21 protein-coding genes are annotated in these 20,652 nt (G+C 64.9%); 9 read left to right on the forward strand and 12 right to left on the reverse strand.

What is annotated here, in order from left to right; genetic code table 11:
* The first annotated feature begins 38 nt into the window (after window positions 1-38).
* A complete protein-coding gene (locus PNO31109_RS00360) occupies window positions 39-419 on the forward strand; it encodes a tautomerase family protein (protein WP_150553660.1) in 381 nt (126 codons plus the stop codon).
* Window positions 420-531: 112 nt separating this feature from the next.
* Here the strand turns inward: PNO31109_RS00360 and PNO31109_RS00365 are convergent, their stop codons facing one another.
* From PNO31109_RS00365 to PNO31109_RS00410, 10 genes are all read right to left on the reverse strand, one after another.
* Window positions 532-1,056, reverse strand: coding sequence for a MarR family winged helix-turn-helix transcriptional regulator (locus tag PNO31109_RS00365; protein WP_150553661.1), 525 nt, complete (start codon window positions 1,054-1,056; stop codon window positions 532-534).
* A 4-nt stretch (window positions 1,057-1,060) separates the two neighbouring features.
* On the reverse strand, window positions 1,061-2,656 hold the full coding sequence (locus PNO31109_RS00370; RefSeq protein WP_150553662.1) for an MDR family MFS transporter: 1,596 nt from the start codon (window positions 2,654-2,656) through the stop codon (window positions 1,061-1,063).
* A gap of 158 nt (window positions 2,657-2,814) precedes the next feature.
* Window positions 2,815-3,807 carry a fumarylacetoacetate hydrolase family protein gene (locus tag PNO31109_RS00375; RefSeq protein WP_150553663.1) on the reverse strand — a complete coding sequence of 331 codons (993 nt, stop codon included), beginning with the start codon at window positions 3,805-3,807 and terminating at the stop codon, window positions 2,815-2,817.
* Window positions 3,804-4,607, reverse strand: coding sequence for a cyclase family protein (locus tag PNO31109_RS00380; RefSeq protein ID WP_150553664.1), 804 nt, complete (start codon window positions 4,605-4,607; stop codon window positions 3,804-3,806). Before PNO31109_RS00380 ends, PNO31109_RS00375 begins: the two co-directional genes overlap by 4 nt.
* Window positions 4,604-5,827, reverse strand: coding sequence for an MFS transporter (locus PNO31109_RS00385; protein ID WP_150553665.1), 1,224 nt, complete (start codon window positions 5,825-5,827; stop codon window positions 4,604-4,606). Before PNO31109_RS00385 ends, PNO31109_RS00380 begins: the two co-directional genes overlap by 4 nt.
* Before the next feature lie 14 nt (window positions 5,828-5,841).
* Entirely contained in the window at window positions 5,842-6,972 is a 1,131-nt protein-coding gene (locus PNO31109_RS00390) for an FAD-dependent oxidoreductase (RefSeq protein WP_150553666.1), read from the reverse strand.
* A gap of 55 nt (window positions 6,973-7,027) precedes the next feature.
* A complete protein-coding gene (locus PNO31109_RS00395; protein ID WP_370749541.1) occupies window positions 7,028-7,387 on the reverse strand; it encodes a Rieske (2Fe-2S) protein in 360 nt (119 codons plus the stop codon).
* Between the two features lie 42 nt (window positions 7,388-7,429).
* Window positions 7,430-8,392 (reverse strand): VOC family protein, encoded by a 963-nt coding sequence (locus tag PNO31109_RS00400; protein WP_150553667.1) that lies wholly within the window; start codon window positions 8,390-8,392, stop codon window positions 7,430-7,432.
* Between the two features lie 46 nt (window positions 8,393-8,438).
* Window positions 8,439-9,596 carry an alpha/beta hydrolase family protein gene (locus PNO31109_RS00405; protein WP_150553668.1) on the reverse strand — a complete coding sequence of 386 codons (1,158 nt, stop codon included), beginning with the start codon at window positions 9,594-9,596 and terminating at the stop codon, window positions 8,439-8,441.
* Window positions 9,597-9,647: 51 nt separating this feature from the next.
* A complete protein-coding gene (locus tag PNO31109_RS00410) occupies window positions 9,648-10,547 on the reverse strand; it encodes a SphA family protein (protein WP_150553669.1) in 900 nt (299 codons plus the stop codon).
* 212 nt (window positions 10,548-10,759) lie between these two features.
* On the opposite strand from PNO31109_RS00410, the gene PNO31109_RS00415 reads away from it, so the two are divergent.
* A complete protein-coding gene (locus PNO31109_RS00415) occupies window positions 10,760-11,707 on the forward strand; it encodes a LysR family transcriptional regulator (RefSeq protein ID WP_150553670.1) in 948 nt (315 codons plus the stop codon).
* 27 nt (window positions 11,708-11,734) lie between these two features.
* Here the strand turns inward: PNO31109_RS00415 and PNO31109_RS00420 are convergent, their stop codons facing one another.
* Window positions 11,735-12,676: a LysR family transcriptional regulator gene (locus PNO31109_RS00420; RefSeq protein ID WP_150553671.1), complete on the reverse strand. Its 942-nt coding sequence runs from the start codon at window positions 12,674-12,676 to the stop codon at window positions 11,735-11,737.
* Window positions 12,677-12,847: 171 nt separating this feature from the next.
* On the opposite strand from PNO31109_RS00420, the gene PNO31109_RS00425 reads away from it, so the two are divergent.
* The 6 genes from PNO31109_RS00425 (at window position 12,848) to PNO31109_RS00450 (ending at window position 18,790) form a co-directional block, all read left to right on the forward strand.
* Window positions 12,848-13,519 (forward strand): aspartate/glutamate racemase family protein, encoded by a 672-nt coding sequence (locus tag PNO31109_RS00425; protein WP_150553672.1) that lies wholly within the window; start codon window positions 12,848-12,850, stop codon window positions 13,517-13,519.
* A gap of 91 nt (window positions 13,520-13,610) precedes the next feature.
* Window positions 13,611-14,351: a cysteate racemase gene (cuyB, locus tag PNO31109_RS00430; protein ID WP_174966224.1), complete on the forward strand. Its 741-nt coding sequence runs from the start codon at window positions 13,611-13,613 to the stop codon at window positions 14,349-14,351.
* Window positions 14,348-15,829: a dihydropyrimidinase gene (gene hydA, locus PNO31109_RS00435; RefSeq protein WP_150553674.1), complete on the forward strand. Its 1,482-nt coding sequence runs from the start codon at window positions 14,348-14,350 to the stop codon at window positions 15,827-15,829. The genes cuyB and hydA overlap by 4 nt, the downstream gene beginning before the upstream one ends.
* A gap of 44 nt (window positions 15,830-15,873) precedes the next feature.
* Entirely contained in the window at window positions 15,874-16,821 is a 948-nt protein-coding gene (locus PNO31109_RS00440) for an N-carbamoyl-D-amino-acid hydrolase (RefSeq protein ID WP_150553675.1), read from the forward strand.
* Window positions 16,822-16,864: 43 nt separating this feature from the next.
* Window positions 16,865-18,127, forward strand: coding sequence for an MFS transporter (locus PNO31109_RS00445; protein WP_150553676.1), 1,263 nt, complete (start codon window positions 16,865-16,867; stop codon window positions 18,125-18,127).
* Between the two features lie 75 nt (window positions 18,128-18,202).
* Window positions 18,203-18,790 carry a flavin reductase family protein gene (locus PNO31109_RS00450; protein WP_150553677.1) on the forward strand — a complete coding sequence of 196 codons (588 nt, stop codon included), beginning with the start codon at window positions 18,203-18,205 and terminating at the stop codon, window positions 18,788-18,790.
* A gap of 26 nt (window positions 18,791-18,816) precedes the next feature.
* Here the strand turns inward: PNO31109_RS00450 and PNO31109_RS00455 are convergent, their stop codons facing one another.
* Window positions 18,817-19,530 carry an SDR family NAD(P)-dependent oxidoreductase gene (locus PNO31109_RS00455; protein WP_150553678.1) on the reverse strand — a complete coding sequence of 238 codons (714 nt, stop codon included), beginning with the start codon at window positions 19,528-19,530 and terminating at the stop codon, window positions 18,817-18,819.
* A gap of 129 nt (window positions 19,531-19,659) precedes the next feature.
* Here PNO31109_RS00455 and PNO31109_RS00460 point away from each other — a divergent pair, with 129 nt between their 5' ends.
* Complete coding sequence (locus tag PNO31109_RS00460) at window positions 19,660-20,610, forward strand: LysR family transcriptional regulator (protein ID WP_150553679.1); 951 nt, start codon at window positions 19,660-19,662, stop codon at window positions 20,608-20,610.
* Window positions 20,611-20,652: the final 42 nt, after the last annotated feature.

Consider the following 20,652-nt stretch of genomic DNA (forward strand, 5'->3'; position numbering starts at 1 on the left):
GCTAGTATGAAGCGGGACAACCAGGAAGGGAACTCACGATGCCACTCGCTCATATCTCGTTGCGCGCCGGAAAGTCGGAGGCTTACAGGCAGGCGATCTTCGACGGCGTTTATCGCGCGATGCGCGAAACATTCAACGTTCCCGAAGACGACCAGTTCATGGCCTTGACCGAACATGCGGCTGCGAACTTTCGCTACGGCGCGTCTTACCTCGGTGTCGCTCGAAGCGACGATCTGGTGTTCATTCAGATCACCGCGAACAACACTCGCACGGTCGAGCAAAAGAAGGCGCTGTTCCGGCGGATCGCGGAATTGCTTGGTGAAAATCCCGGCATCCGCCCGGAGGACGTGTTCGTGAGCCTCGTCGAGGTCGTGAAAGAAAACTGGTCGCTGGGACACGGGCTCGCGCAATACGCCTGAACCGCGAGGCTTGAACGCGTGCCTCGTCGCACTTCGTCATGAAGGCCGCTGAGGTCGACTTCATGCCGACGCCCGGGGGCTCGGCGCTCGGTTCGCACTGAGGGCGACGTTTTTACCTTCTGTGGGCAGCAGGCGCGTGCGGCTCTGCCGGCCGCTTCGCTCGCGCGCCCGACCTCACCGCCGCATCGCCCGCCGAGCCCGCCTTAGCGCGTGCGACCACCGCCTTGAACTGCGCTTCCAGATGCGTGAGCGCGCTCTCCAGCGTCGCGATTTCCTCGGGGGTCATGCCGGCGAGCGCGTCGTCGAAGAACGCCTGCCGGCGCGGCGTCGCCTCGTCGTGCACGGCCATCCCGGCGGCCGTCAGCGTCACATTGGTAAGACGGTTGTCGTCCGGGTCCGTCGCCCGCGAGAGCCACCCGAGCGCCTCCATCGACTGCAACTGGCGGGTGAGCGAGGCCGGATCGAGACGGCAGTGTTCCGCGAGGAATTTCTGCGAGCAGGTGCCGCGCTCGGCCAACGCCAGGATGATGCGCCAGCGCGGCAGCGGATGGCCGACCTGGGCGTCGAAGGCGAGCATCATCGCGCGATAGGTCAGGCTGAGTTGCTGGATGACATTCCGCTTCATGGGTGTGGCCATGGCGTCACTCCCCTGCGGGCGGCTGCGGCTTCGCGCCGCGCGTGAGCCGGATGAGCGGCACGCGCCGCACGAACCAGAGGCCGGCCAGCGCTGCCGCGAGCGACACCATCTGGCCGTTGTGAATCGACGCGACGAGCGCGTTGCGGGCCGACTCGATGAACAGCGCGCCGTTCTGGTTCATGTGCGCGAGCGTCATCAGGAAATCGTTCCGCGCGTCGGCGTTGACGAGAATCTGCGGGTCCGAGAGCCGTGCCGTCCACTGTGCGCCGCCGCCGGCGGCGAGCGAATCCTTCACACGGGACGTGTAGCTGTGGTTGACGAGCGTCCCCACGATCGCCGTGCCGAGCATCCCGCCGATCATGCGCAACGATTGCATGACGGCGGTGGCGATGCCGAGATGGGCGCGTCCGGCGACTTCCTGCGCGAACACCGTCAGGTTCGGCATGACGAAACCGAGTCCGAGACCGGCGAGCAGCATATAGGCGGCGATCAAGCCGTGCGACGTGCCGCGATGCGTGGTGATGACGCCGGCGCAAGCGAGCGCGAGCAGCACGAAGCCGCCGTAGAGCATCACGTTCGGATTGGGCAGCCGTGTGATGAGCCGGCCGTTCACGATGCTGCCCACGGTAATGCACACGACCATCGGCGTGACCAGCAGGCCGGTCTCGCGCGGCGAGAGTCCGAAGCCGCCCTGCAGCAGCAGCGGCGCGTAGAACAGGATGCCGAACATCGAGAAGCCCGCGAAGACCGACAGCACGAAGAGCGGCGCGAGGCTTTTGTCCCGGAACATCTCGAACGGCAGAATCGGGTGCGACGTGCGCTGTTCCCAGCGATAGAGCAGGTAGGACGAAATCACCAGCACGACGATGAGGGCGAGCACGCCGCGCGAGAGGCCGTCGGCAGGCAACCATTCGACGAGCATCTGCAGGCTGCCGAGCGCGGCGGTGATGAGCAATGCGCCGAGCCAGTCGATGCTCGCCTTGGCATGCTCCTCGGCGCGCATATGGGGCAGGTGGCGGCCGACGAACCACAGCCCGGCGAGGCCGACGGGCAGGTTGACGTAGAACACGGAGCGCCAGCCGAAGCCTTCGGTGAGGAAGCCGCCGAGCGAGGGGCCGATGGCGTTGGCGATGCCGAAGGCCGAGCTGAGCATGACTTGCCAGCGCAGGCGAACGTGGGCGTCGGGGAACAGTTCCGGGACGCAGGCGAACGCAGTGCCGACGAGCATGCCGCCGCCGATGCCTTGCAACGCGCGAGCGACGACAAGGAACGGCATGCTGCTCGCCGCGCCGCACAGCACGGAAGCGGCGGTGAAAACGACGATGGCCGTCATGACGAAGAGCTTGCGGCCGTAGAAGTCGCCCAGCCGGCCGAAGATCGGCACGGTAATGACCGACGTGAGGAGATAGGACGTCGCGACCCAGGCGTAGTACTCGAACCCTTTGAGTTCAGCAACGATGGTTGGCAGCGCGGTACCGACGACTGTCTGGTCGAGCGCGACCATCATCGTGCAGAAACAAAGGCCGAGCATCGCCACGAGCGACTGCCGGAAAGGCAATACCTGCCCCGCCGAATGCGGGGTGGTCGGAGTGGGGGCCATTTTTTGGACGGATCAATGTTTGATCAGTCAATGATCTTAGCACGAACAGCGCATGAGGCCGCCGGGCACAGGCCGCGCCGGATTTTTCAAGCGTCTTCGGCATTGCGGGCGAGGGCGCCGCGCATGGGCGTTTGCCGCACAGGCGCGTCGCCGCCGATTCAACAGCCCGGCACGATCCGCTGTTCGATTTCTCCGAACGGGGCGCCGCCGGCGGCATCCAGCGCGACCATTCTCACGCGCTCGCCAAACGCCAGATAGCGGGTACGCGCTTCACCATGCGCCAGGATCTCGATGCCGCGGCGCTCGGCCAGGCATGCCGAGCCGGCCTCACGCGCCACATTCGAGACCGTGCCGGAACCGATGATCGTACCCGGGCTCAGTTGGCGCGTGCGCGCCGCGTGCGCGATAAGCCTGCCGAAATCGAAATTCATCTCGCTGCCGCTGGGCTGCCCGATCCACTCGTCGTTGCGCTGCACGTGCAAACGAAGGTGCACCCGACCGTCGCGCCAGTCGGCCCCCAGTTCGTCGGGGGTGAGCGCGATCGGGGCAAAGCTCGTGGACGGCTTGGCTTGCAGGAATCCAAAGCCGGTGCGCATTTCGCGCGGGCCCAGTGCCCGCAAGCTCCAGTCATTGAGTTGCACGAGCAGCCGCACGTGCCCGAGCGCGTCCGACGCGCTCACGCCCATCGGCACCCGGTCGACAATGACACCGAACTCCCCCTCGAAATCGATGCCGTCGGCCTCGCTCGCCTGGGGCACATCGACGTGAGGCCCCAGAAAATCGTCGCTGGCGCCCTGGTACATGACCGGGATCGTGTCGAAATCCGGGATCGGAGCCGTGTTGAATGCCCGCTCCATCAGACGTCCGTGATTGAGGAAGGCCGATGCGTCGCACCATTGGGGGCTGCGCGGCAGCGGCGCGGCACAGGCGCGCGCATCGAACGTCCTCGCCTGAGCGCTGTGCATGGTGCTGCCCGTGTCGTTCAGCGCATCGTAGCGCCGTTGCAGTGCGGCCTCGACTTCCTCCCAGCGCTCGATTGCCTCGATCAGACTCGACGCAATACCGTCGGCCGGCACGGCGCGCGTGAGGTCGCGCGAGACGATCAGCAGTTGCCCGTCGCGGGTGCCATTGGCCAGCGTCGCGAATTTCATTGCTCCACCTCGTCCAGAATGGCCACCGCGCGGGTCCAGCCGGCCGAGGCGGCACGGATCTTGTGGGGGAAACAGCTCACGGTAAAACCGAAGGCAGGCAGCGCTTCGAGATTGTGCAGTTTTTCGAGATGGCAGTATCCGATCTCTCGTCCGGCCTTATGTCCCTCCCAGATCAGCGATTTGTCGCCGGTCTGCGCGACACGCCGTGCCGTGTAGCTGAACGGCGCATCCCAGCTCCACGCGTCGGTCCCCGTCAGGCGAACGCCTCGCTCGAGCAGGTACAGCGTGGCCTCATGGCCCATGCCGCACCCCGCGTTCACATAATCGGCGTGTCCGTAGCGACTCCCGGCGCGCGTGTTGACCAGCACGATGTCCAGGGGCTCGAGCGTGTGCCCGATACGCTCGAGCTCGGCAGCCACATCGGCGGCCGTGACCACGTACCCGTCCGGAAAATGACGAAAGTCGAGCTTCACACCGCTTTGGAAACACCATTCGAGCGGCACCTGATCGATCGTGATCGAGGGCTTGGCCGGCCCCAGGCGCGCGTCCATGGTCGAGTGGAAGTGCCATGGCGCATCCAGGTGTGTGCCGCTATGCGTGGTCAAGGTTACCCATTCCGCAGCGGCGGCCTCTCCGTCGGGGTAGTCCTCTGCCCGCGTCCCCGGGAGCATGGCCATGAAGTCGGGCAGCGTGTCGGCATGCTTCTGGTACGTGATTTTCGGCGCGAGCGGCGGCGGGTCTGACAGCACGTCGTTTTCGAGATAGATCGACAGGTCGATGAAGCGGTGTTTGACTTTCACTTTGGGGCCTCCGGCTGGCCGTAACGATGGGGAATGCGTGAGAAGCACATCAGGGCGATAGCGCCGAAAAGCATGCCGGCGTATCCGAGGCTCGCGAGCGAGACGAACTTGACAAGCGTGCCGCCGAGCAACGGCCCGATGGCCGCACCGGTCATCACCATGGCGGGCGTAGCCGCCACGGCTCGCCCGGTGGGATCAAGCCGCGCGAGCATCCCAAAGGCAAAGGTGTGGCAAAAGATCATCACCGCGGAGAGCATCGCGCTGGCCGCCGCCCACGCGGCGAACCCCGCGTCTGCGGTGATAAGTACGCCCAACCCGGCCTGCACGATAGGGCCGATGCACAGCACGGCCCGGGCATTGAGCCGCCGCTCGAGCAGCGCGGCGGCTGGCGCGGGCACCAGATTGATCATTCCGAGCGTAACGAGCACGGCGGTAATCGCCGTCTCGCCAAAGCCGCGCACCGTGCCGATGTGTACGACAAAACTGATCAGCATCGCCTGGGTGAGCGCCATCGCGCACACCCCACCGATCCCGAACCAGACGTGAGCGGCAAGCCTGGGCCCGGCGCCGCGTGCCGCACCGTGGCCGTCCGCGGTGGCGGCGGACGATGCCGAGGCCGCCGTGAAGGGAAGACCGAGCGCGCTGACCACCGCGGCCACACTCATGACAGCACACAGGATCGTGAAGAATGTGCCGCCCCCGTGCGCCTGGATGAGCGATGGCGAGATGCCCAGAAACGCGATCGAAACCAGCCCCAGGCTCATTCCCGCCAGCGCAAACACGCGGTGCGGACGCTCGCTGCGGCCGATGATGCCGTGCGCAAGGCTCAGGCTCGCCCCCACGGCCAGACCGGCAAGGGCATGCAGTGCCGCCAAGGCCGGGTAGAGGCTCGTCGTGCGCGCGACGAAGAATGCCGCGGCGGCGATCGCGAAGCCGGTCGGCACGATCGCGCGCGCAGGCAAGCGTGCGAGCAGTGGGGAACAAGCCATGCTGCTCAGCACCACGCCGGCGAGAAACAACGTGGGCAGCGCGCCCGCGCGTTGCGGGTCGAGGCCGTAGTGGCCTACCAGCGTCGAGATCCACAGCGGCAATGCCGCGAGATCGATCATGCCGGCGCAGTGCGCAATCATCAGCGAGAACACGCCGAACCTGCGCAAGCGAGCGGGCGTACCCGATACCGCCTCGGGCGTGGCGGCAGGCGCCATCGTGTGGGGTTTCATCACGCGCTCCCGGCTCAGATGGCTTGCGCCAGATACTGATGCGTCTCGCGCATGATGCGCTCGTGCTCCGCACGGTCGCCGCGTGTGATCTCGATCTCGCCTAGACGAGCGGAGTTTTCGACAACCACCCGGCAACGCTCCCAGCGACGCGCCTCGAATGCCTCGAGACCGTCGATCATCGTTGCGGCGCGCGCGAGCTCCTCGGCCAATACGATCGCGTCCTCGATGCCGATGCCGGCGCCCGAAGCCATGTGCGGTGTGGTGGCGTGAACGGCGTCACCGACCAGCACGATACGGCCCCGATGCCACGGGCGACGCAGCAGCAGGCGCTCGAGGGGACGGTAGATCACCGACGCGTGCTCGTCGAGCGCCTGGCTCACGGCTTGCAGCCGCGGCGCCGCGAACTCGGCAAGCAGCGCCTTGAGCATGTCCGGCGCCTGCTTCGGGTCGACGAATTTGCGAGTCGGCGCGTCTTCGGTCACGAACAGGTACATCCGTTCGGCGCAGACCGGATTGATGCCCGCCTTCACACGCGCGCCGAGCCACATTTCCGTGCCTGTCACGTCCTCCGGGCGCGGCACGACGGCGCGCCACACGCCCTGACCGGTATAGCGCGGGGGTTCGGCGTCGGCAAAAATGGTCTTGCGCACGTTCGAGTAAAGGCCGTCGGCCCCCACGACGAGCTCGTAGCTCCCGGCAGTGCCGTCAGTAAACGTCACATCGACCTGCTCGCCGCTGGCGCACAGGCTGGCAAACGTTATGCCAAGTTTGACCTTCACGCCGGCCGCCAGCGTGGCCCTGGCGAGAATGTCGGCCAGCACCGGGCGCATGATCGCACCGCCGCCGGGCACTTCGTCACCGGCCAGGCGCGGCGTGGGGATCTGCGCGATCGGCGCGCCGTGCGGCGCGAACAGCTTCAGCCCGTCGGCGAGCGCCCCCCGCTCGAGAAAGGCGTCAAGCACGCCAAGCGTGCGCAGCGCTCGCAACGTGGGGCCACTGATGCTGATCCCCGCGCCATAGGAGCGCCAATCGCGATCGATCTCCACGAGATCGACCTTCATGCCGCGCCTGGCGCCCTCGATGGCCGTGGCCATACCCGAGAAACCGCCGCCGATCACGAGCATGCGCTGGGTTGTCATATCCATTTGATGTCTCCTTCTTTGTACGTTTTTTGCCCGTGTTGGCGACGCCTGAACGCGGTTACGGTAAGCCACGCTCGCAAGCCACGAGGAACACCTCACCCCGTGCGTTGACCTTCAGGGCAAGTTGCGTGAGCGACTGGCCCAGACAGGGTCCCGCCAGGCACGCGCCGCTCACCGGATCGAACTGTGCGGCGTGGGCGTGGCAGACAATGCGCGAGCCGTCGTGATTCAGGTAGGCGTCCTTTCGCCAGGCCATCGGCGTATCGCCATAGTGGGGACAGGCGTTGCGCCACGCCCGCACCTCGGTCCCGTTGCGTACTACGAACATCGTGTCGTGCCCCGCGCCATGCGGATCGAACCCGCGAGCACCGGGGTTCGGTATGGCGTCGAGATGCGTCAGGAAGATCGGTGAGCTCACAGGCAAGCTCCGGCCCGAATCGATGATTGACCGGCCGCCATATCAGGCTTTCTCCCCATCGGCCGGCGCACCGCCTGCCGGCGAGCCGCCCGGCACCCATTTCTCGCGCGGGTGCAGCAGGAACAACTGCGAAGCGTCGGCGCTCATCGGCGCAATACGGGCGCACCACTGGTCGTCGTGCTGGTCCATGTCGGCGTCGTACTCGACATGGCACCCCAGAGGGCTATTGAAGTACCAGAACCAGTTCGAACCGAAGCGGTGCCGGCCCGGCCCCCAGAACGACTGATAGCCCTTTTCCACGAGACGCGTGCCCGCATGCATCAACTCGGTCGGGCCGCCCATGTGGAACGTGAAGTGCTCGCACCCCTTCATGAACGGCGGCGTCTGGATAAAGAAGAGCGTGTGGTGATCGAGCGTGCCTGCCGGGCGCAGGAACCCGCCCACGCCCTCGAAACGATCCGTGCAGCGAAAGCCCAGGCGCTCTACATAGAACGCTTCGGCTCGTGCGGCGTCCGGTACGAAATAGACCACATGCGAGAGTGTGCGCGGCGTGAGCGACATGTCGTCGCGCACCGCCACGACGTTGGGTCGGCGTTGCGCCGGTGCCCCCGGCGCGTTGATCGCTTCGGCGGGCATGTTCAGCGCCTTCCTTCGGGTGACGACAAAACCCAGCGCGAAGCCCATATCGTCCACGGTCTCCAACGAGCCGTCGGCGAGTACGCGCACCTCGCGATCGCGCCTCAACTCCTCGCCGATTTGCGCAAGATCTTGCGCGCCGGCCACGCCATAAACGGTCTTGCGCAATTGACTCGTGGTGCCCAGTGCCGGAGGCAGGCGCGAGTCAGTGGCAGACCACACTTCGATCGCAGTGCCGTCAAGCGCGGTGAACCGCCCGGCCTCGCCGGGGGGTTGCTGTGCGACGAGGCCATAGTCGACCAGATATTGGGCAGCACTGGCGATGTCGTCAACGCCAAACACGAGGTATTCGAGTCCGAGGATATTCATGAATGCATTCCAGCTTGAGGAAGAAGGCGAGGCATCGGCGCGGGCGCTAGCGGCGGGTGCGACCGCCGAGTGTTTCGGCCACCCAGTCGGCGATGTAATGGCCCGCGTTGATCGAGTTATCGAAGCTCGCATGCTGCACCCCGCCCTCCCGATCGGTGAAGATCTTCAACTCGCGCTTGGGGCTGTTGACCAGTTGCTCATACGTGCGATACGCCCACGAGAGCGGGATCTGCGAGTCACGCTCGCCGTGCGTTACGAGAAACGGCACCCGAATTCGATCGAGCACGCCATCGAGATGCACGTCCTCGGCGATGCGCATGAAATCGTCGATGTCCTTGGCTCCCCACACCCAGCACACGTGATTCCAGTAGTGCGGCACAGGGAAGTCGCCCTCGCGCTTCAAGCGCTGCTTTTGCACGTCGCGCCAGTCGTGGTTGGCTCCCCACGCCACGCCGCACGCAAAGCGGGGCTCGAACGCCACCGCACGCGGACAGTAATACCCACCGAGCGAGACGCCCTCCATGCCGATACGCTGCGCGTCGATATCCTCGCGCGTCTCGAGCCAGTCGACCACGCGGCTTGCCCAATGTTCGGCATCGAAGCGTGCATGCATGCCATGCAGGCGAAGCGCCTCGCCGGTGCCGGGCTGATCGACGATGAGCGACGACACGCCGCGCTCGGCCAGCCACCCGGGCAAGCCGACGAGGTACTTCATCTCTTTCATGGAGTCCAGACCATTGACCTGCACGAGCACCGGCGCGCGCGCGACGCCCGGCGCACGCACGAGCAACGCCGAGAGATGCTCCTCACCGTAAGGGATCTCCACGCGCTCACAGTTCTCGCCCGTGAGCGCAATACCCGTGGCGAAAGACTTCAGCGCGCGCTGATAGAGCTCGACGCGCCCGGGCGAATCATGCGCGAGCATGCGCTCGCAGGTGATCATGTAAGCGCTCGCGCGCTTGTATTTCTGGCCTGCCGAGAATTGGCGACCGCGGGCCTCGTCTTCGGCGGCAAGCGCTTGCAGCCGATCGGCCATGGCCACCCACGCCTGGCGAAATGCATGGGTTCCCTCAGCATCGGGTTGTTTGGCGGCGTCTTGCAGCGGTGCGCAGATCGTTTCGATCTCGCCCATGCGTGCCCCCATCTCGATGGCCAGATTGACGGAGAGATTCCAGACGTAGTTGGTCGGAAAATAGCGGAACATTGTCTAACCTTGTGAGCGTAAAGAAGTCAGTCGCAGCGCATGCGTGCTGCGTCAGAGCAGCGGGATGGCGATGTTCAGCCACACGCTGCTCGATTTGGCGGTATTTGCCGCGTAAAGGCCCTGCTGGTAGTTCACGGCGACGTTGAACCAGCGGCCGTCATAGGAGACCGACGGGCCCATCGCGAAGCTGCGAGCGCGATTGCCGGCGCCGACGGTCACGCCGGACTGGGCGTCGTCGGTGAACTGGTTCAGGTAAGCGCCCACGGCGCCGACTTTCCACGGCCCGAAGTTCCAGCCGACGGTGAATTCGCCAACGTAGGCGCTCCCCGAGTGATAGTTCGTGTCGCGATTGGTCTGGTTGATCATGAGCCGGTTGGACAGCCCCACGTCGAATCCATCGGGGTTGTTGTAGCGAATCGCAAAAACCGGCTGCAGGGACGAATAGCCCACGGCAACACTGTTTTTCGAGGGGCTGTAGGAGCCCGAGGCCGTCATGAGGTCAAGGCCCGTGGCAAGCGTCAAGGTCGACGACGGGCGCCACTGCAGGATGACCGGCGAGACCGTGATGTTGGCCAGGCCGTTTTGCGTGCTGCTTTGCCCGGCGATGTTCATGTGCAGCGAGACCACCGGCAGGACGAGTTGCGAGTAGACATCGGCGCCCAGGAACTTGACCGGGTAGGCGGCGATGAGGCGGGTCGTTGCGACCGGGGCGCTCGAACGGAATTGAATCGGTAGTTTGTTGCCGTCGTTGCCATATAGCGCGTTGGCAAACGTATAGCTGAATTGCTGCAGCATGAAGAGCCCGGGGATCGGAGGCAGCGAGGCAATGCCGTTGGCCGTCGCTCCCGCCGGGTAAGGCGACACGTAGTTTTCGAAGGCATGCGCTTGCTGTGTCGCACAAGCGGCAATGAGCGCGCAGCCCGACAACAGGCTCCTGATCTTGAGGGTCATCTTGTCTCCTGATCGATCTCGCGGATCGAGTTATTGGTGGGACTTCTTTTTTGTTCCGATCAGGTTAAGATGCCTGCTTGCATGTGAAAAATTGATTCGATCCATTCGCGAAATCGATTCGCCGAATACATCAAGGGAAAACCCGAAGGTTGGCGAATACGCGATCGACGCATCGCCACCGGGCGCGGTGTCCGACGAAAAGAGCATTCCCCATGCGTTTCAACAAGCTCGACCTCAATTTGCTCGTCGCGCTCGATGCGCTGCTCAGCGAGCGCAGCATCAGCCGCGCTGCGGAGAAGGTGCACCTGAGTCAGTCGGCGATGAGCAATGCGCTCGCGCGGCTACGCGAGTATTTCGACGACGAGTTGCTCGTCCAGGTCGGCCGGAAGATGGAGCCCACGCCGCGCGCGGAGGGTCTGGCGGACGCGGTACGCGACATTCTCGTGCGGGTCGAGGCGAGCATTTCCACGCCACCGACGTTTGTGGCGGCCGAGTCCACGCGCGTATTCCGCCTGCTGGTCTCCGATTTCACGTTGTCGACGCTGATCCCGCATTTTCTGAAGCGGGTCTACGCACATGCACCGAACGTAAGAATCGAACTATGCCCGCAGGTCGCGCAGGCTGCGCGCTCGCTCGAGCGAGCCGACGTCGACATGCTCATCATCCCGATCGATTACTGCACGGGCGAGCATCCGACCGATGTTTTGTTCGAGGAGGATTACTGCTGCGTGATGTGGGACAAAGCCGCGCTCGCCGGCACTGCCATCACGCGAGACCAATATCTGGGGGCGGGACATATCGTCGTCACGCCCGGGCACGTCGATACGACGCTCGGCGATTGGTTCGGAGAGCGCATCGGGGTGCAGCGCAAGGTCGAGGTCACTACCTTCAGCTTTGCGGCGCCGGCGCAACTGGTGGTCGGAACGCAACGTGTCGCCACGATGCACCGCCGACTTGCCGAGCTTGCGAGGCGCAGCCTCCCGATTGCGATCTGCGACCTGCCCGTCACGATCCCGAAGATGAAACAGGCGATGCAGTGGCACTCGCATCGAAGCGCGGATCCCGGTCTGCGCTGGCTGCGCGAAACCCTCAAGGCGTCCGTGCTGGACATGGACGGTGGGCAAGAGCCGCACGCGGGCGCGACCATGGCGCTTCGCTGAGCGGCAGGCGGCACTCCCGTCGTCGCCTCACCGTCGCAACGCGTCGATAGCACTCAGGTGGTCTTCGAGGACCGATTGCAGCGTTCGGATGAAGGCGCGCCCGGCGTGCGACAGCGGCTCGGCCTGCGAGTACACGGCATGCACCCGAAGCTTTCTGGCCGGGCGAATTTCGTGGACGTCGATTCGCTGGAATGTCGATGCATCGATGCAGAACGGATCGACGATCGCCACACCCACGCATTCTTTCACCAGCACTCTCGCGCTGATCGCCGAGCGCACCTCCACGATGGGCGACGGCCGACGGTGCTTGCCGAAAATGTCGCCGACGATCGCCCCCAGCGGCGTGTCGTGCCCATAGTCGATCCACGGGTGCGGTGGTAGATCGCTTACCCTTACGCTCCCACCCGGCGCGAGCCACCCCGGCGGACTGATGCACATCATCGGGCCATCGACCAGCGCTTCGGTCTTCAGATGGTTCGAATTCACTCCGAACATCGACACGCCCAGATAATCCTTGCCCAGCAAAACGCGAGGGATCAGGTTGTTGTGGGTGAGCGGCTCGAAGTGGATCTGCAAATCCGGATACCGCTGATTAAACAACGCAATCGCGCGCGGCACCAGCTCCGCCCCCAGGCTCGGGCTGCAAACGATATTGAGCTTGCCGCTCCTGCCCTCGATGATCGCGCGCACCAGGTCGTCCACACGCTGCACGCCCGCGTATGCCGTCTCCACCTCGTTGTAGATGCGTCGTGCCTCGGGCGTGGGAAAGAGCCGCCCTTTCGAGCGCTCGAACAGCGGAAATCCGACGCGGGACTCGGCCGCGGCCAGAATGCGGCTGGCCGAGGGCTGCGTGATGAACAGCATCTTCGCCGCTTCCGTGATCGAGCCGGTGATCATGATCGCGCGAAACGTCTCGATCTGGCGAAGGCTCATCGCCAGCGGGCGCTGTATGGGGGCGTCGGATGCCACGTCTGTCACCTGTCCGGTAGGGTCTGGATGGTGCAAGAGCTTACCTCAGGCACCTCCTTGGTGCGAATCCATGCATTGAGTCTATAAGGTCCGAAAATCGTTCTATTGGACCCGTCCTCCATGCGGTTGCTATCGTGAATCCGTCACATTCGCCGTGTAGCGGACTCGCGCATGCAACCTACCATCCTCGTTCTCAATCCCAATTCCCTGTCCGGGGTAACACGGCGCATCGCCGAGACGGCGAGCGTTCAGTTTCGTAACGCGCCGGTGCGGCTCGCGTATGCGACCCTTGCCGATGCCCCGCCCGGCATCGCCACCCAACGCGACGCCGAGCGCGCCGCGGTGCTGGCGGTGGACGCCATCGAGCGGAATCTGCGGGGCGCCGACGCCGCGGACGCCTTCGTCCTCGCGTGCTACAGCGATCCCGGTCTCGCTGCCGCGCGCGAAGTGACCCGTCGGCCGGTGATCGGCATCGGGCAAGCAGCGCTCGGCGCGGCAACGGCGCTGGGCGAGCGTATCGGCGTCGTCGCCATTACCGCCGGCAGCATCGCGCGGCATTGGCGAGCCTATCGCGCGCATGGAATCGCGCAAAAGATCGTGGGCGAGCGCGCCGTCGATCTGACGGTCGCCGAGTCAGGCGACGACGCGCTGGCCATACCCCGTATCGTCGACACCGGCCGCGCGCTCGTCGAGCAGGATGGCGCCGACGTCATCGTGCTCGGATGCGCGGGCATGGCCGCACTGCGTGCGCGCATCGAAGATGCCCTCGGCGTTCCCGTCGTCGAGCCATGCACGACGGCTATCTCGCTGGCGTGCAACGTCCTCGCCGGAGTGCCGCGATGAACCCCACTTCCCGGACATGGCGGACGCCGCTCGTCGTTGCGCGCACGGCGGTTATCGTGATCGCGCCGGCGCTCACGCGAGGAGGTGGGCAATGACCGCGTCATCGCCGATCCTCGGCGTGCTCGGCGGTATGGGGCCGCTCGCCACGGCGGACTTCATGCGCAAGCTCGTGGAGGCGACGCCAGCCGCCAGAGATCAGGACCACATGCCGGTGTTCGTCCACAGCGTGCCGCAGATTCCCGATCGCAGCGAATCGTTCCTCGCCGGCTCCGACGCCCCGTGGCCCTTCCTGCTCTGCGGGCTGCGCATTCTCGAGGCCGCCGGCGCCAGCGCCATCGCCATACCGTGCAACACCGCGCATCTCTGGCACGCGCGCCTGGCTGCGGCCACCGGGCTCGAAGTGCTGCACATCGGGCACGCGACATCCGCGGCCGTCACGTCGCATCCCGCGGCATTCAAGCGTGTGGGCTTGATGGCCACGTCCGCCACGATCATGGGACGCATTTATCAGGACGCGCTGTGCGCCGCCGGCGTGGACGTCATCGTCCCATCGGCTCACGATCAGGTCGAACTCGTCACCGCGGGCATTGCCGCCGTCAAGGCCGGCGACCTCGCGAGCGCGGCGCCGCGGCTTCGGGAAGCTGCGGCGCATCTTGTCGAGCGCGGCGCGCAAGGGGTCATCCTGGGCTGCACAGAACTGCCGCTGGTCCTGCACGGCGATGCATCGGACGTGCCCCTCTTCGACACAACCCATTTGCTGGTGAAGGCTTGCATTTCCTGGTGGAGCAAGTCGAAGGCAGCCCAACGCAGGAGCGAGACGTTTTCACAATGAGCGACTTTGATCTCATCATTCGCGGCGGCACCGTCGTCAACGACACGGAAACGCGCCGGGCCGACGTCGGCGTCAAGGGCGACAGGATCGCGGCCATCGCGCCACGCCTGGACGGCGAAGCCGCACGAAGCATCGACGCAACGGGGCATCTGGTAATGCCCGGTGGCATCGACACGCACTGCCATGTGGAGCAGTTATCCGGTATGGGCAGGATGGGCGCCGACGACTGGTATTCCGCGAGCGTTTCGGCGGCCTTCGGCGGCACCACGATGATCGTGCCTTTCGCCGCGCAACATCGCGGCAACTCGTTACGCAAGGTCGCGGACGACTACGCCGATCTGGCGCGACGCAAGTCCGTCATCGACTACAGCTATCACCTCATCCTCTCGGAAACCGATCCGCAGACGCTGCACACCGATCTGCCTGAGCTGATCCGCAGCGGCATCACGTCCTTCAAGGTCTACATGACCTACGACCAACTGAAGATCGACGACTACCAGTTGCTCGACGTGCTCGCGGTGGCCGCCCGGGAACGCGCGCTCGTGATGGTGCACGCGGAGAACAACGATGTCATCCGTTGGGTGTCGCAACGCCTGCTCGAGCGCGGCTACACCGCACCGAAGTTTCACGGTGTGAGCCACGTCGCGCTGGCCGAAGCCGAAGCGACCCACCGCGTGATCCAGCTCTCGCGGCTGTTCGACGTGCCGGTGATGATCGTCCACGTGTCGGCCGTCGAAGCGCTGTCGACCATTCAGGCCGCGCAGAAGATCGGCGCGCAGGTGTACGGAGAAACCTGCCCGCACTACCTGGTGCTGACCGAAGACGACATGGACCTGCCCGGCACCGAGGGCGCGAAGTATTGCTGCAGTCCGCCGTTGCGCGACGCGCAGGCGCAGGAAAGTCTGTGGAAGGGGCTGGCCAACGGCACGCTGCAGACGCTCTCGTCCGATCACGCGCCGTATCGCTACGACGAAAGCGGAAAGATCCCCTTTGGCGACAAGACCACGTTCAAGCAGATGGCCAACGGCATGCCCGGTCTCGAGGCGCGTTTGCCGCTGCTGTTCTCCGAGGGCGTGGGCGGTGGACGCATTTCGCTGCAGCAATTCGTGGCATTGAGCGCGACCAATCACGCAAAGATGTACGGCATCTTCCCGCGCAAGGGCCGTATCGCCGAAGGCGCGGATGCCGATATCGCCATCTGGAACCCCGAGCGTGAGGTCACGCTGACGGCGTCCATGCTCCACGATCAGGTCGGCTACACGCCGTATGAGGGCCGCACCGTCAAGGGCTGGCCGGAGATCGTCGTCAGTGCGGGGCGCGTGATCGTCGCCGATGGCCGCCTCGACGCGGCGCCGGGCAGCGGGCGCTTCATCGCACGCGGCGCGCCCGAGCCGCATACCGTCGAACGCGAGATCTCGGAAGGCGCGAAGTTCTTCCGGACGCTGGCGCTCACGAACGAAAAGCAGAAGAACTACTGATCTGCCGACTTACCGGTTTTGTTTGTTAATTCAAGAGAGTGGATATGAGCAAGAGTCGAAAACTCGGTTTGGCCGTCGCGCAGATGGGCCCGGTGAATCTCGCACACGATCGCCGCGCGGTGGTCTCGCGACTGGTCGAGATGTTGCGCGAGGCCGCCGGCCGCGGCGCGAAACTCGTCGTCTTTCCGGAAATGGCGCTGACCACGTTCTTCCCGCGCTACTGGATGAGCGAGGAGGAGGCCGTCGAGCGCTTTTTCGAAAAGTCGATGCCCAACGCCGACGTGCAGCCGCTGTTCGACGCCGCGAAACAGCTTGGCGTGGGTTTCTATCTCGGCTATGCCGAGCTCACGCCACAAGGCCGTCGCTTCAATACGTGCGTGCTGGTCGGCGCCGACGGGAACATCGTCGGCAAGTACCGCAAGATTCATTTGCCGGGTCATGCCGATCACAAGACTGACGCGCCGTTCCAGCACCTCGAGAAGAAGTTCTTCGAAGTCGGCGACTCGGGGATTCCGGTGATCGAGTCGTTCGGCACGCGCGTGGGCATGTGCCTTTGCAACGACCGCCGCTGGCCGGAAACGTGGCGCGTCATGTCGCTGCAAAGCGCGGAGCTCGGGCTCGTGGGCTACAACACGCCGTCGATCAACATCCACTGGAACGAGCCGGTGCATTTGCGCATGCTCACGCATCTGGTGTCGCTGCAGGCAAGCGCGTACCAGAACGCGATGTTCATCGGCGCTGCGGCAAAGTGCGGCAGCGAGGACGGCCATCACATGATTGGCGGTTCGGTAATCGTGGCGCCGACGGGCGAGATCGTGGCGCAAGCCGTGACGGAAGAAGACGAAGTGATCTTCTCGTCGATCAATCTCGCAGTAACTGAAGGGTTCCGCAATCACGTCTTCAACTTTGCGAAGCATCGCCGGCCGGAGCATTACCGGCTGATCGTCGAGCGCACCGGTGCAGGTGCGCCGCTGCCCCGGGAAGACTTCTGACAGACACGTCCATTTCTCGTGCTGGCAGCACGAAGGAGACCTCATGAGCGGCTATGAATCAAACAGCCTGAGTCCGGCACAAGGGGCTCAAGACCGACCTGCGGTTGCCGCGGGGCAACCGGGCAGCGGCCCGCTGCGGGCGCTGATCGCAGCGGTGTCCGGCTATGCCATGGACGGCTTCGACCTCCTCATCCTGGGCTTCATGATGAGCGTGGTGAGCGCGGACCTGGGCCTGAGCGCAACCGAAGGCGGATCACTGGTGACAGCGACGCTGATCGGCGGCATCTTCGGCGGCGTGGGTTTCGGGATTCTCAGCGACTACTGCGGCCGCGTTCGCGTGCTGACGTACACGATCCTCGTGTTCGCGATTTTCACCGGCCTGTGCGCGTTTGCCACGGGCTACTGGGACTTGCTGGTCTACCGCTTCCTGGCGGGACTCGGGTTGGGCGGCGAATTCGGTATCGGCATGGCGCTGGCGATCGAGGCGTGGCCGGCCGAAAAGCGTGGCCGCGTGTCCTCGTATGTCGGCATGGGATGGCAGTTGGGCGTGTTGCTCGCGGCGGTGCTTACGCCGCTGCTGCTGCCGCATATCGGCTGGCGCGGGATGTTCGTGGTGGGCGTGGTGCCGGCGCTCGGTTCCTTCGTGATCCGCAAGGTCATCGGCGAATCGGAGCTCTTTCTCGAATCGACGCGCAAAAAGCGCGAGTTTCCCATCAAGACGCTGTTCCGCGACGCACGCACGACCAAGCGCAGTATCGGCGTGATGATTCTGTGTTCGGTGCAGAACTTCGGCTACTACGGACTCATCGTATGGATGCCGGCCTATCTGTCGAAGATGTTCGGCTACAGCCTCGCGAAGTCGGCCGTGTGGACCGGCGCGTCGATCATCGGCATGCTCGTCGGGATCTGGATCTTCGGACAATTGGCCGATCGCATCGGGCGCCGCCCGACGTTCATTGGCTACCAGATCGGCGCGTTGGCGATGGTTTTCGTGTACTCGCAACTGAGCACGCCCGAAGCGCTGCTCATCGGCGGCATTGTGATGGGCGTGTTCGTGAACGGCATGATGGGCGGATACGGAGCGCTGATGGCCGAGCTGTATCCGACGCATGCGCGGGGTACGGCGCAAAACGTGCTGTGGAGCATCGGCCGCGGGGTTGGCGGGCTGAGCCCGCTCGCCATCGGCGTCATCGCCGCGCACTACTCGTTCGAGATCGCAATCGCCGCGCTCGCCGGCATCTACGTCATCGATATCCTGGCGACGATATTCCTCATTCCCGAACTCAAGGGTGTGGAGCTCGAATGAAGGACGTCGAGTCCGGTTGAAATCGATGGACAGGCCTGCGGGCCTGTCCTCGTTTTTTCATGATGGGAACTGCGAGTGGAAATCGACTTCGGAAAATTGACGCCCTACGAACGCTACAAGCTGATGAGCAGCCTGATCGTGCCGCGGCCGATTGCGCTGATCACGACGCTGAGCGCCGGCGGCACCGTCAACGCCGCGCCGTTTTCGATGTTCAACATGCTGGGCGAGGACCCGCCAATCGTCATGGTGAGCATCAATCGGCATGATGACGGCGCGCTCAAGGACACGGCCGTCAATATCGATCGCGACGGTGTTTTCGTCGTACACCTGTGCGACGAGGCGATGGCCCTGAAGATGCATCGCTGCGGCGAGCGACTACCGTCGGACGTGAGCGAGCTGGCGGAGGTCGGGTTGACGACGACGCCGAGCGCGGACGTTGCGCCGCCGCGCATCGCCGAGGCGCCGGTGGCGTTCGAATGTACGGTGTGGGAGACGTTGCGCTCGGACAGCCGGCGGATTTTCATAGGGCGCGTGCTGCGCCTGCATGCCCGCGACGGGCTGGTCGATCGCAAGACGTGCCGGATTCGGCTCGACGACTACGCGCCCGTCGGGCGGCTCGGCGGAGGCTTCTACACGAAGACGCGGGACCGCTTCACCCTGTGAATCGCGATGCCGGTTCGACGCCATCCTCACCAGGGCACCGTCCGTCCGAGATAGTCGAGATATTCGAGGCCGGGTCTTCCCCGCTTGGCCAGCAGCACATCGACCACGTTGGGAATACTCTCTTCGATGCTCAGCCGCCCCTGCGGGCCGCCCAGCGCGGTCCGCACCCAGCCGGGCGCCATGGCGACCATGGCGCGCGGTGTATCGGTCTCGCGCGCCGCGAAGCTGCGCATGAACTGATTCAACGCCGCTTTGGTGCCCCGATACAGTTCTCTCTGGCCTGTCTCGTTGTTCGCAATGCTGCCCTGCCCGGAGGACATGACGCCGATGAGCCCGTCCGGCAGCACATGCTTCGCCAGACGCTCGATCACGCGCATCGGACTCAGGGCGTTCGTGACCATCAGTTCGACGAAATCCGACGTCGAGACTTCACCGATGGTCTGTGTCGGATCGGGGTTGGTCGTGCCGGCATTGACGAACAGGATGTCGAAAACGCGGTCCGTCAGCCGGCCGGCGAGCGCCTCCAGTTGCCCGGACATCGTGATGTCGAGCACCTCGATCTCGACGCGGCCCGGGTATTCCCCGGCCAGCGCATGCAGGGGTGTCGCGGGCTTGTGGCGGCGTACCGTGCCGACGACGTGCCAGCCCCGCCTCAGAAACTCCTCTGCCATCGCGTGGCCCAGCCCGCGCGAAGCGCCGATCAGCAAGATGGTGGGCACGCGGCCCGCGTTCGGTGTCATGGTGTGCTCCCGGATCATGGTTACCCCATGCATCGTAGATACGGCCTGCCATTTGCACCAGACGCTCCACCATCAATCATCGATTGCATCAGACGCCATAGTCGAACGACTTGCGTCTACAATCGAGCGATGCCAGACCTCGACCTGAACCTGCTCCTCGCGCTCGACGCGCTGCTCGCCGAGCGAAGCGTAACGCGCGCCGCCCGGCGCCTCGGCCTGAGCGTGTCCGCGATGAGCCGAACCCTTACGCGGCTGCGCAATGCCACCGGCGATCGACTGCTGCTGCAGGCCGGTCGGGAGTTGGTGCTCACGCCCTATGCCGAGCACCTGAGCCAACACGTCCCGCTGTTGACCCGTGAAGTCCAAAGCGTGTTGCGCCCCCCGGATCAGTCGCTCGATCTCGAGACGCTGGCGCAACGTTTCACGATTCGGGCCAGCGAGGACTTCATCGATTTGCTGGCGTGGGCATTGATCGAGAGAATTCGACAGGCGGCGCCCCGGGTTCAGCTGCGATTTGCCCCCAAACCGGATTGGGATGCGCGGCCGCTTCGGGAAGGCGCCATCGATCTGGAGATCGGCACCGTCCAGACCGAGGCGCCCGAAATACGTACCCGAGGGCTGTTTCAGGATCGCTATGTCGGCGTATGCCGCCGCGACCATCCGATTCTGCGAGGGGTGCCGCGAGGAGCGGACATTTCGTTGGCGCGGTACGTGGAATTCGGGCATGTCGTCGCCTCTCGCACCGGACGCACGACCACGCCGCTCGATACCGCATTGGAAGCGCAAGGGCTGAGGCGAGCGGTGCCGGTCGTCGTGCCGGCCTATACCAATGCCATGCGAATCGTCCGGCATACGGACCTGCTCGCAGTCATTCCGCACTCCTGCCTCGGCAATCCCTTCACGCCCGACTACGCCGAGATCAACGGACTTGGAACCTTCGCCCTGCCGGTGCCCGTGCCCGAGTTTCAGGTGTCGGCCATCTGGCACCCGAGACTGGACAAGGACCCCGCGCAGGCATGGCTTCGTGCGCAGGTGCTCGACCTCTGTCAAGCGGCCTACCCGCCGCAGGCGCGCGGATAGCCGTCCATCGCCATGGCGCCAGGACGCGCATCTGCCACACGG

Source organism: Pandoraea nosoerga (assembly GCF_902459585.1).
Taxonomy (GTDB): domain Bacteria; phylum Pseudomonadota; class Gammaproteobacteria; order Burkholderiales; family Burkholderiaceae; genus Pandoraea; species Pandoraea nosoerga.

Excerpts from the sequence above, each read along its gene's own strand:
- PNO31109_RS00360 (WP_150553660.1), top strand. The coding sequence starts at position 39 with ATGCCACTCGCTCATATCTCGTTGCGCGCCGGAAAGTCGGAGGCTTAC.
- PNO31109_RS00365 (WP_150553661.1), bottom strand. The coding sequence starts at position 1,056 with ATGGCCACACCCATGAAGCGGAATGTCATCCAGCAACTCAGCCTGACC.
- PNO31109_RS00370 (WP_150553662.1), bottom strand. The coding sequence starts at position 2,656 with ATGGCCCCCACTCCGACCACCCCGCATTCGGCGGGGCAGGTATTGCCT.
- PNO31109_RS00375 (WP_150553663.1), bottom strand. The coding sequence starts at position 3,807 with ATGAAATTCGCGACGCTGGCCAATGGCACCCGCGACGGGCAACTGCTG.
- PNO31109_RS00385 (WP_150553665.1), bottom strand. The coding sequence starts at position 5,827 with ATGAAACCCCACACGATGGCGCCTGCCGCCACGCCCGAGGCGGTATCG.
- PNO31109_RS00390 (WP_150553666.1), bottom strand. The coding sequence starts at position 6,972 with ATGGATATGACAACCCAGCGCATGCTCGTGATCGGCGGCGGTTTCTCG.
- PNO31109_RS00400 (WP_150553667.1), bottom strand. The coding sequence starts at position 8,392 with ATGAATATCCTCGGACTCGAATACCTCGTGTTTGGCGTTGACGACATC.
- PNO31109_RS00405 (WP_150553668.1), bottom strand. The coding sequence starts at position 9,596 with ATGTTCCGCTATTTTCCGACCAACTACGTCTGGAATCTCTCCGTCAAT.
- PNO31109_RS00410 (WP_150553669.1), bottom strand. The coding sequence starts at position 10,547 with ATGACCCTCAAGATCAGGAGCCTGTTGTCGGGCTGCGCGCTCATTGCC.
- PNO31109_RS00415 (WP_150553670.1), top strand. The coding sequence starts at position 10,760 with ATGCGTTTCAACAAGCTCGACCTCAATTTGCTCGTCGCGCTCGATGCG.
- PNO31109_RS00425 (WP_150553672.1), top strand. The coding sequence starts at position 12,848 with ATGCAACCTACCATCCTCGTTCTCAATCCCAATTCCCTGTCCGGGGTA.
- cuyB (WP_174966224.1), top strand. The coding sequence starts at position 13,611 with ATGACCGCGTCATCGCCGATCCTCGGCGTGCTCGGCGGTATGGGGCCG.
- hydA (WP_150553674.1), top strand. The coding sequence starts at position 14,348 with ATGAGCGACTTTGATCTCATCATTCGCGGCGGCACCGTCGTCAACGAC.
- PNO31109_RS00440 (WP_150553675.1), top strand. The coding sequence starts at position 15,874 with ATGAGCAAGAGTCGAAAACTCGGTTTGGCCGTCGCGCAGATGGGCCCG.
- PNO31109_RS00445 (WP_150553676.1), top strand. The coding sequence starts at position 16,865 with ATGAGCGGCTATGAATCAAACAGCCTGAGTCCGGCACAAGGGGCTCAA.
- PNO31109_RS00455 (WP_150553678.1), bottom strand. The coding sequence starts at position 19,530 with ATGACACCGAACGCGGGCCGCGTGCCCACCATCTTGCTGATCGGCGCT.
- PNO31109_RS00460 (WP_150553679.1), top strand. The coding sequence starts at position 19,660 with ATGCCAGACCTCGACCTGAACCTGCTCCTCGCGCTCGACGCGCTGCTC.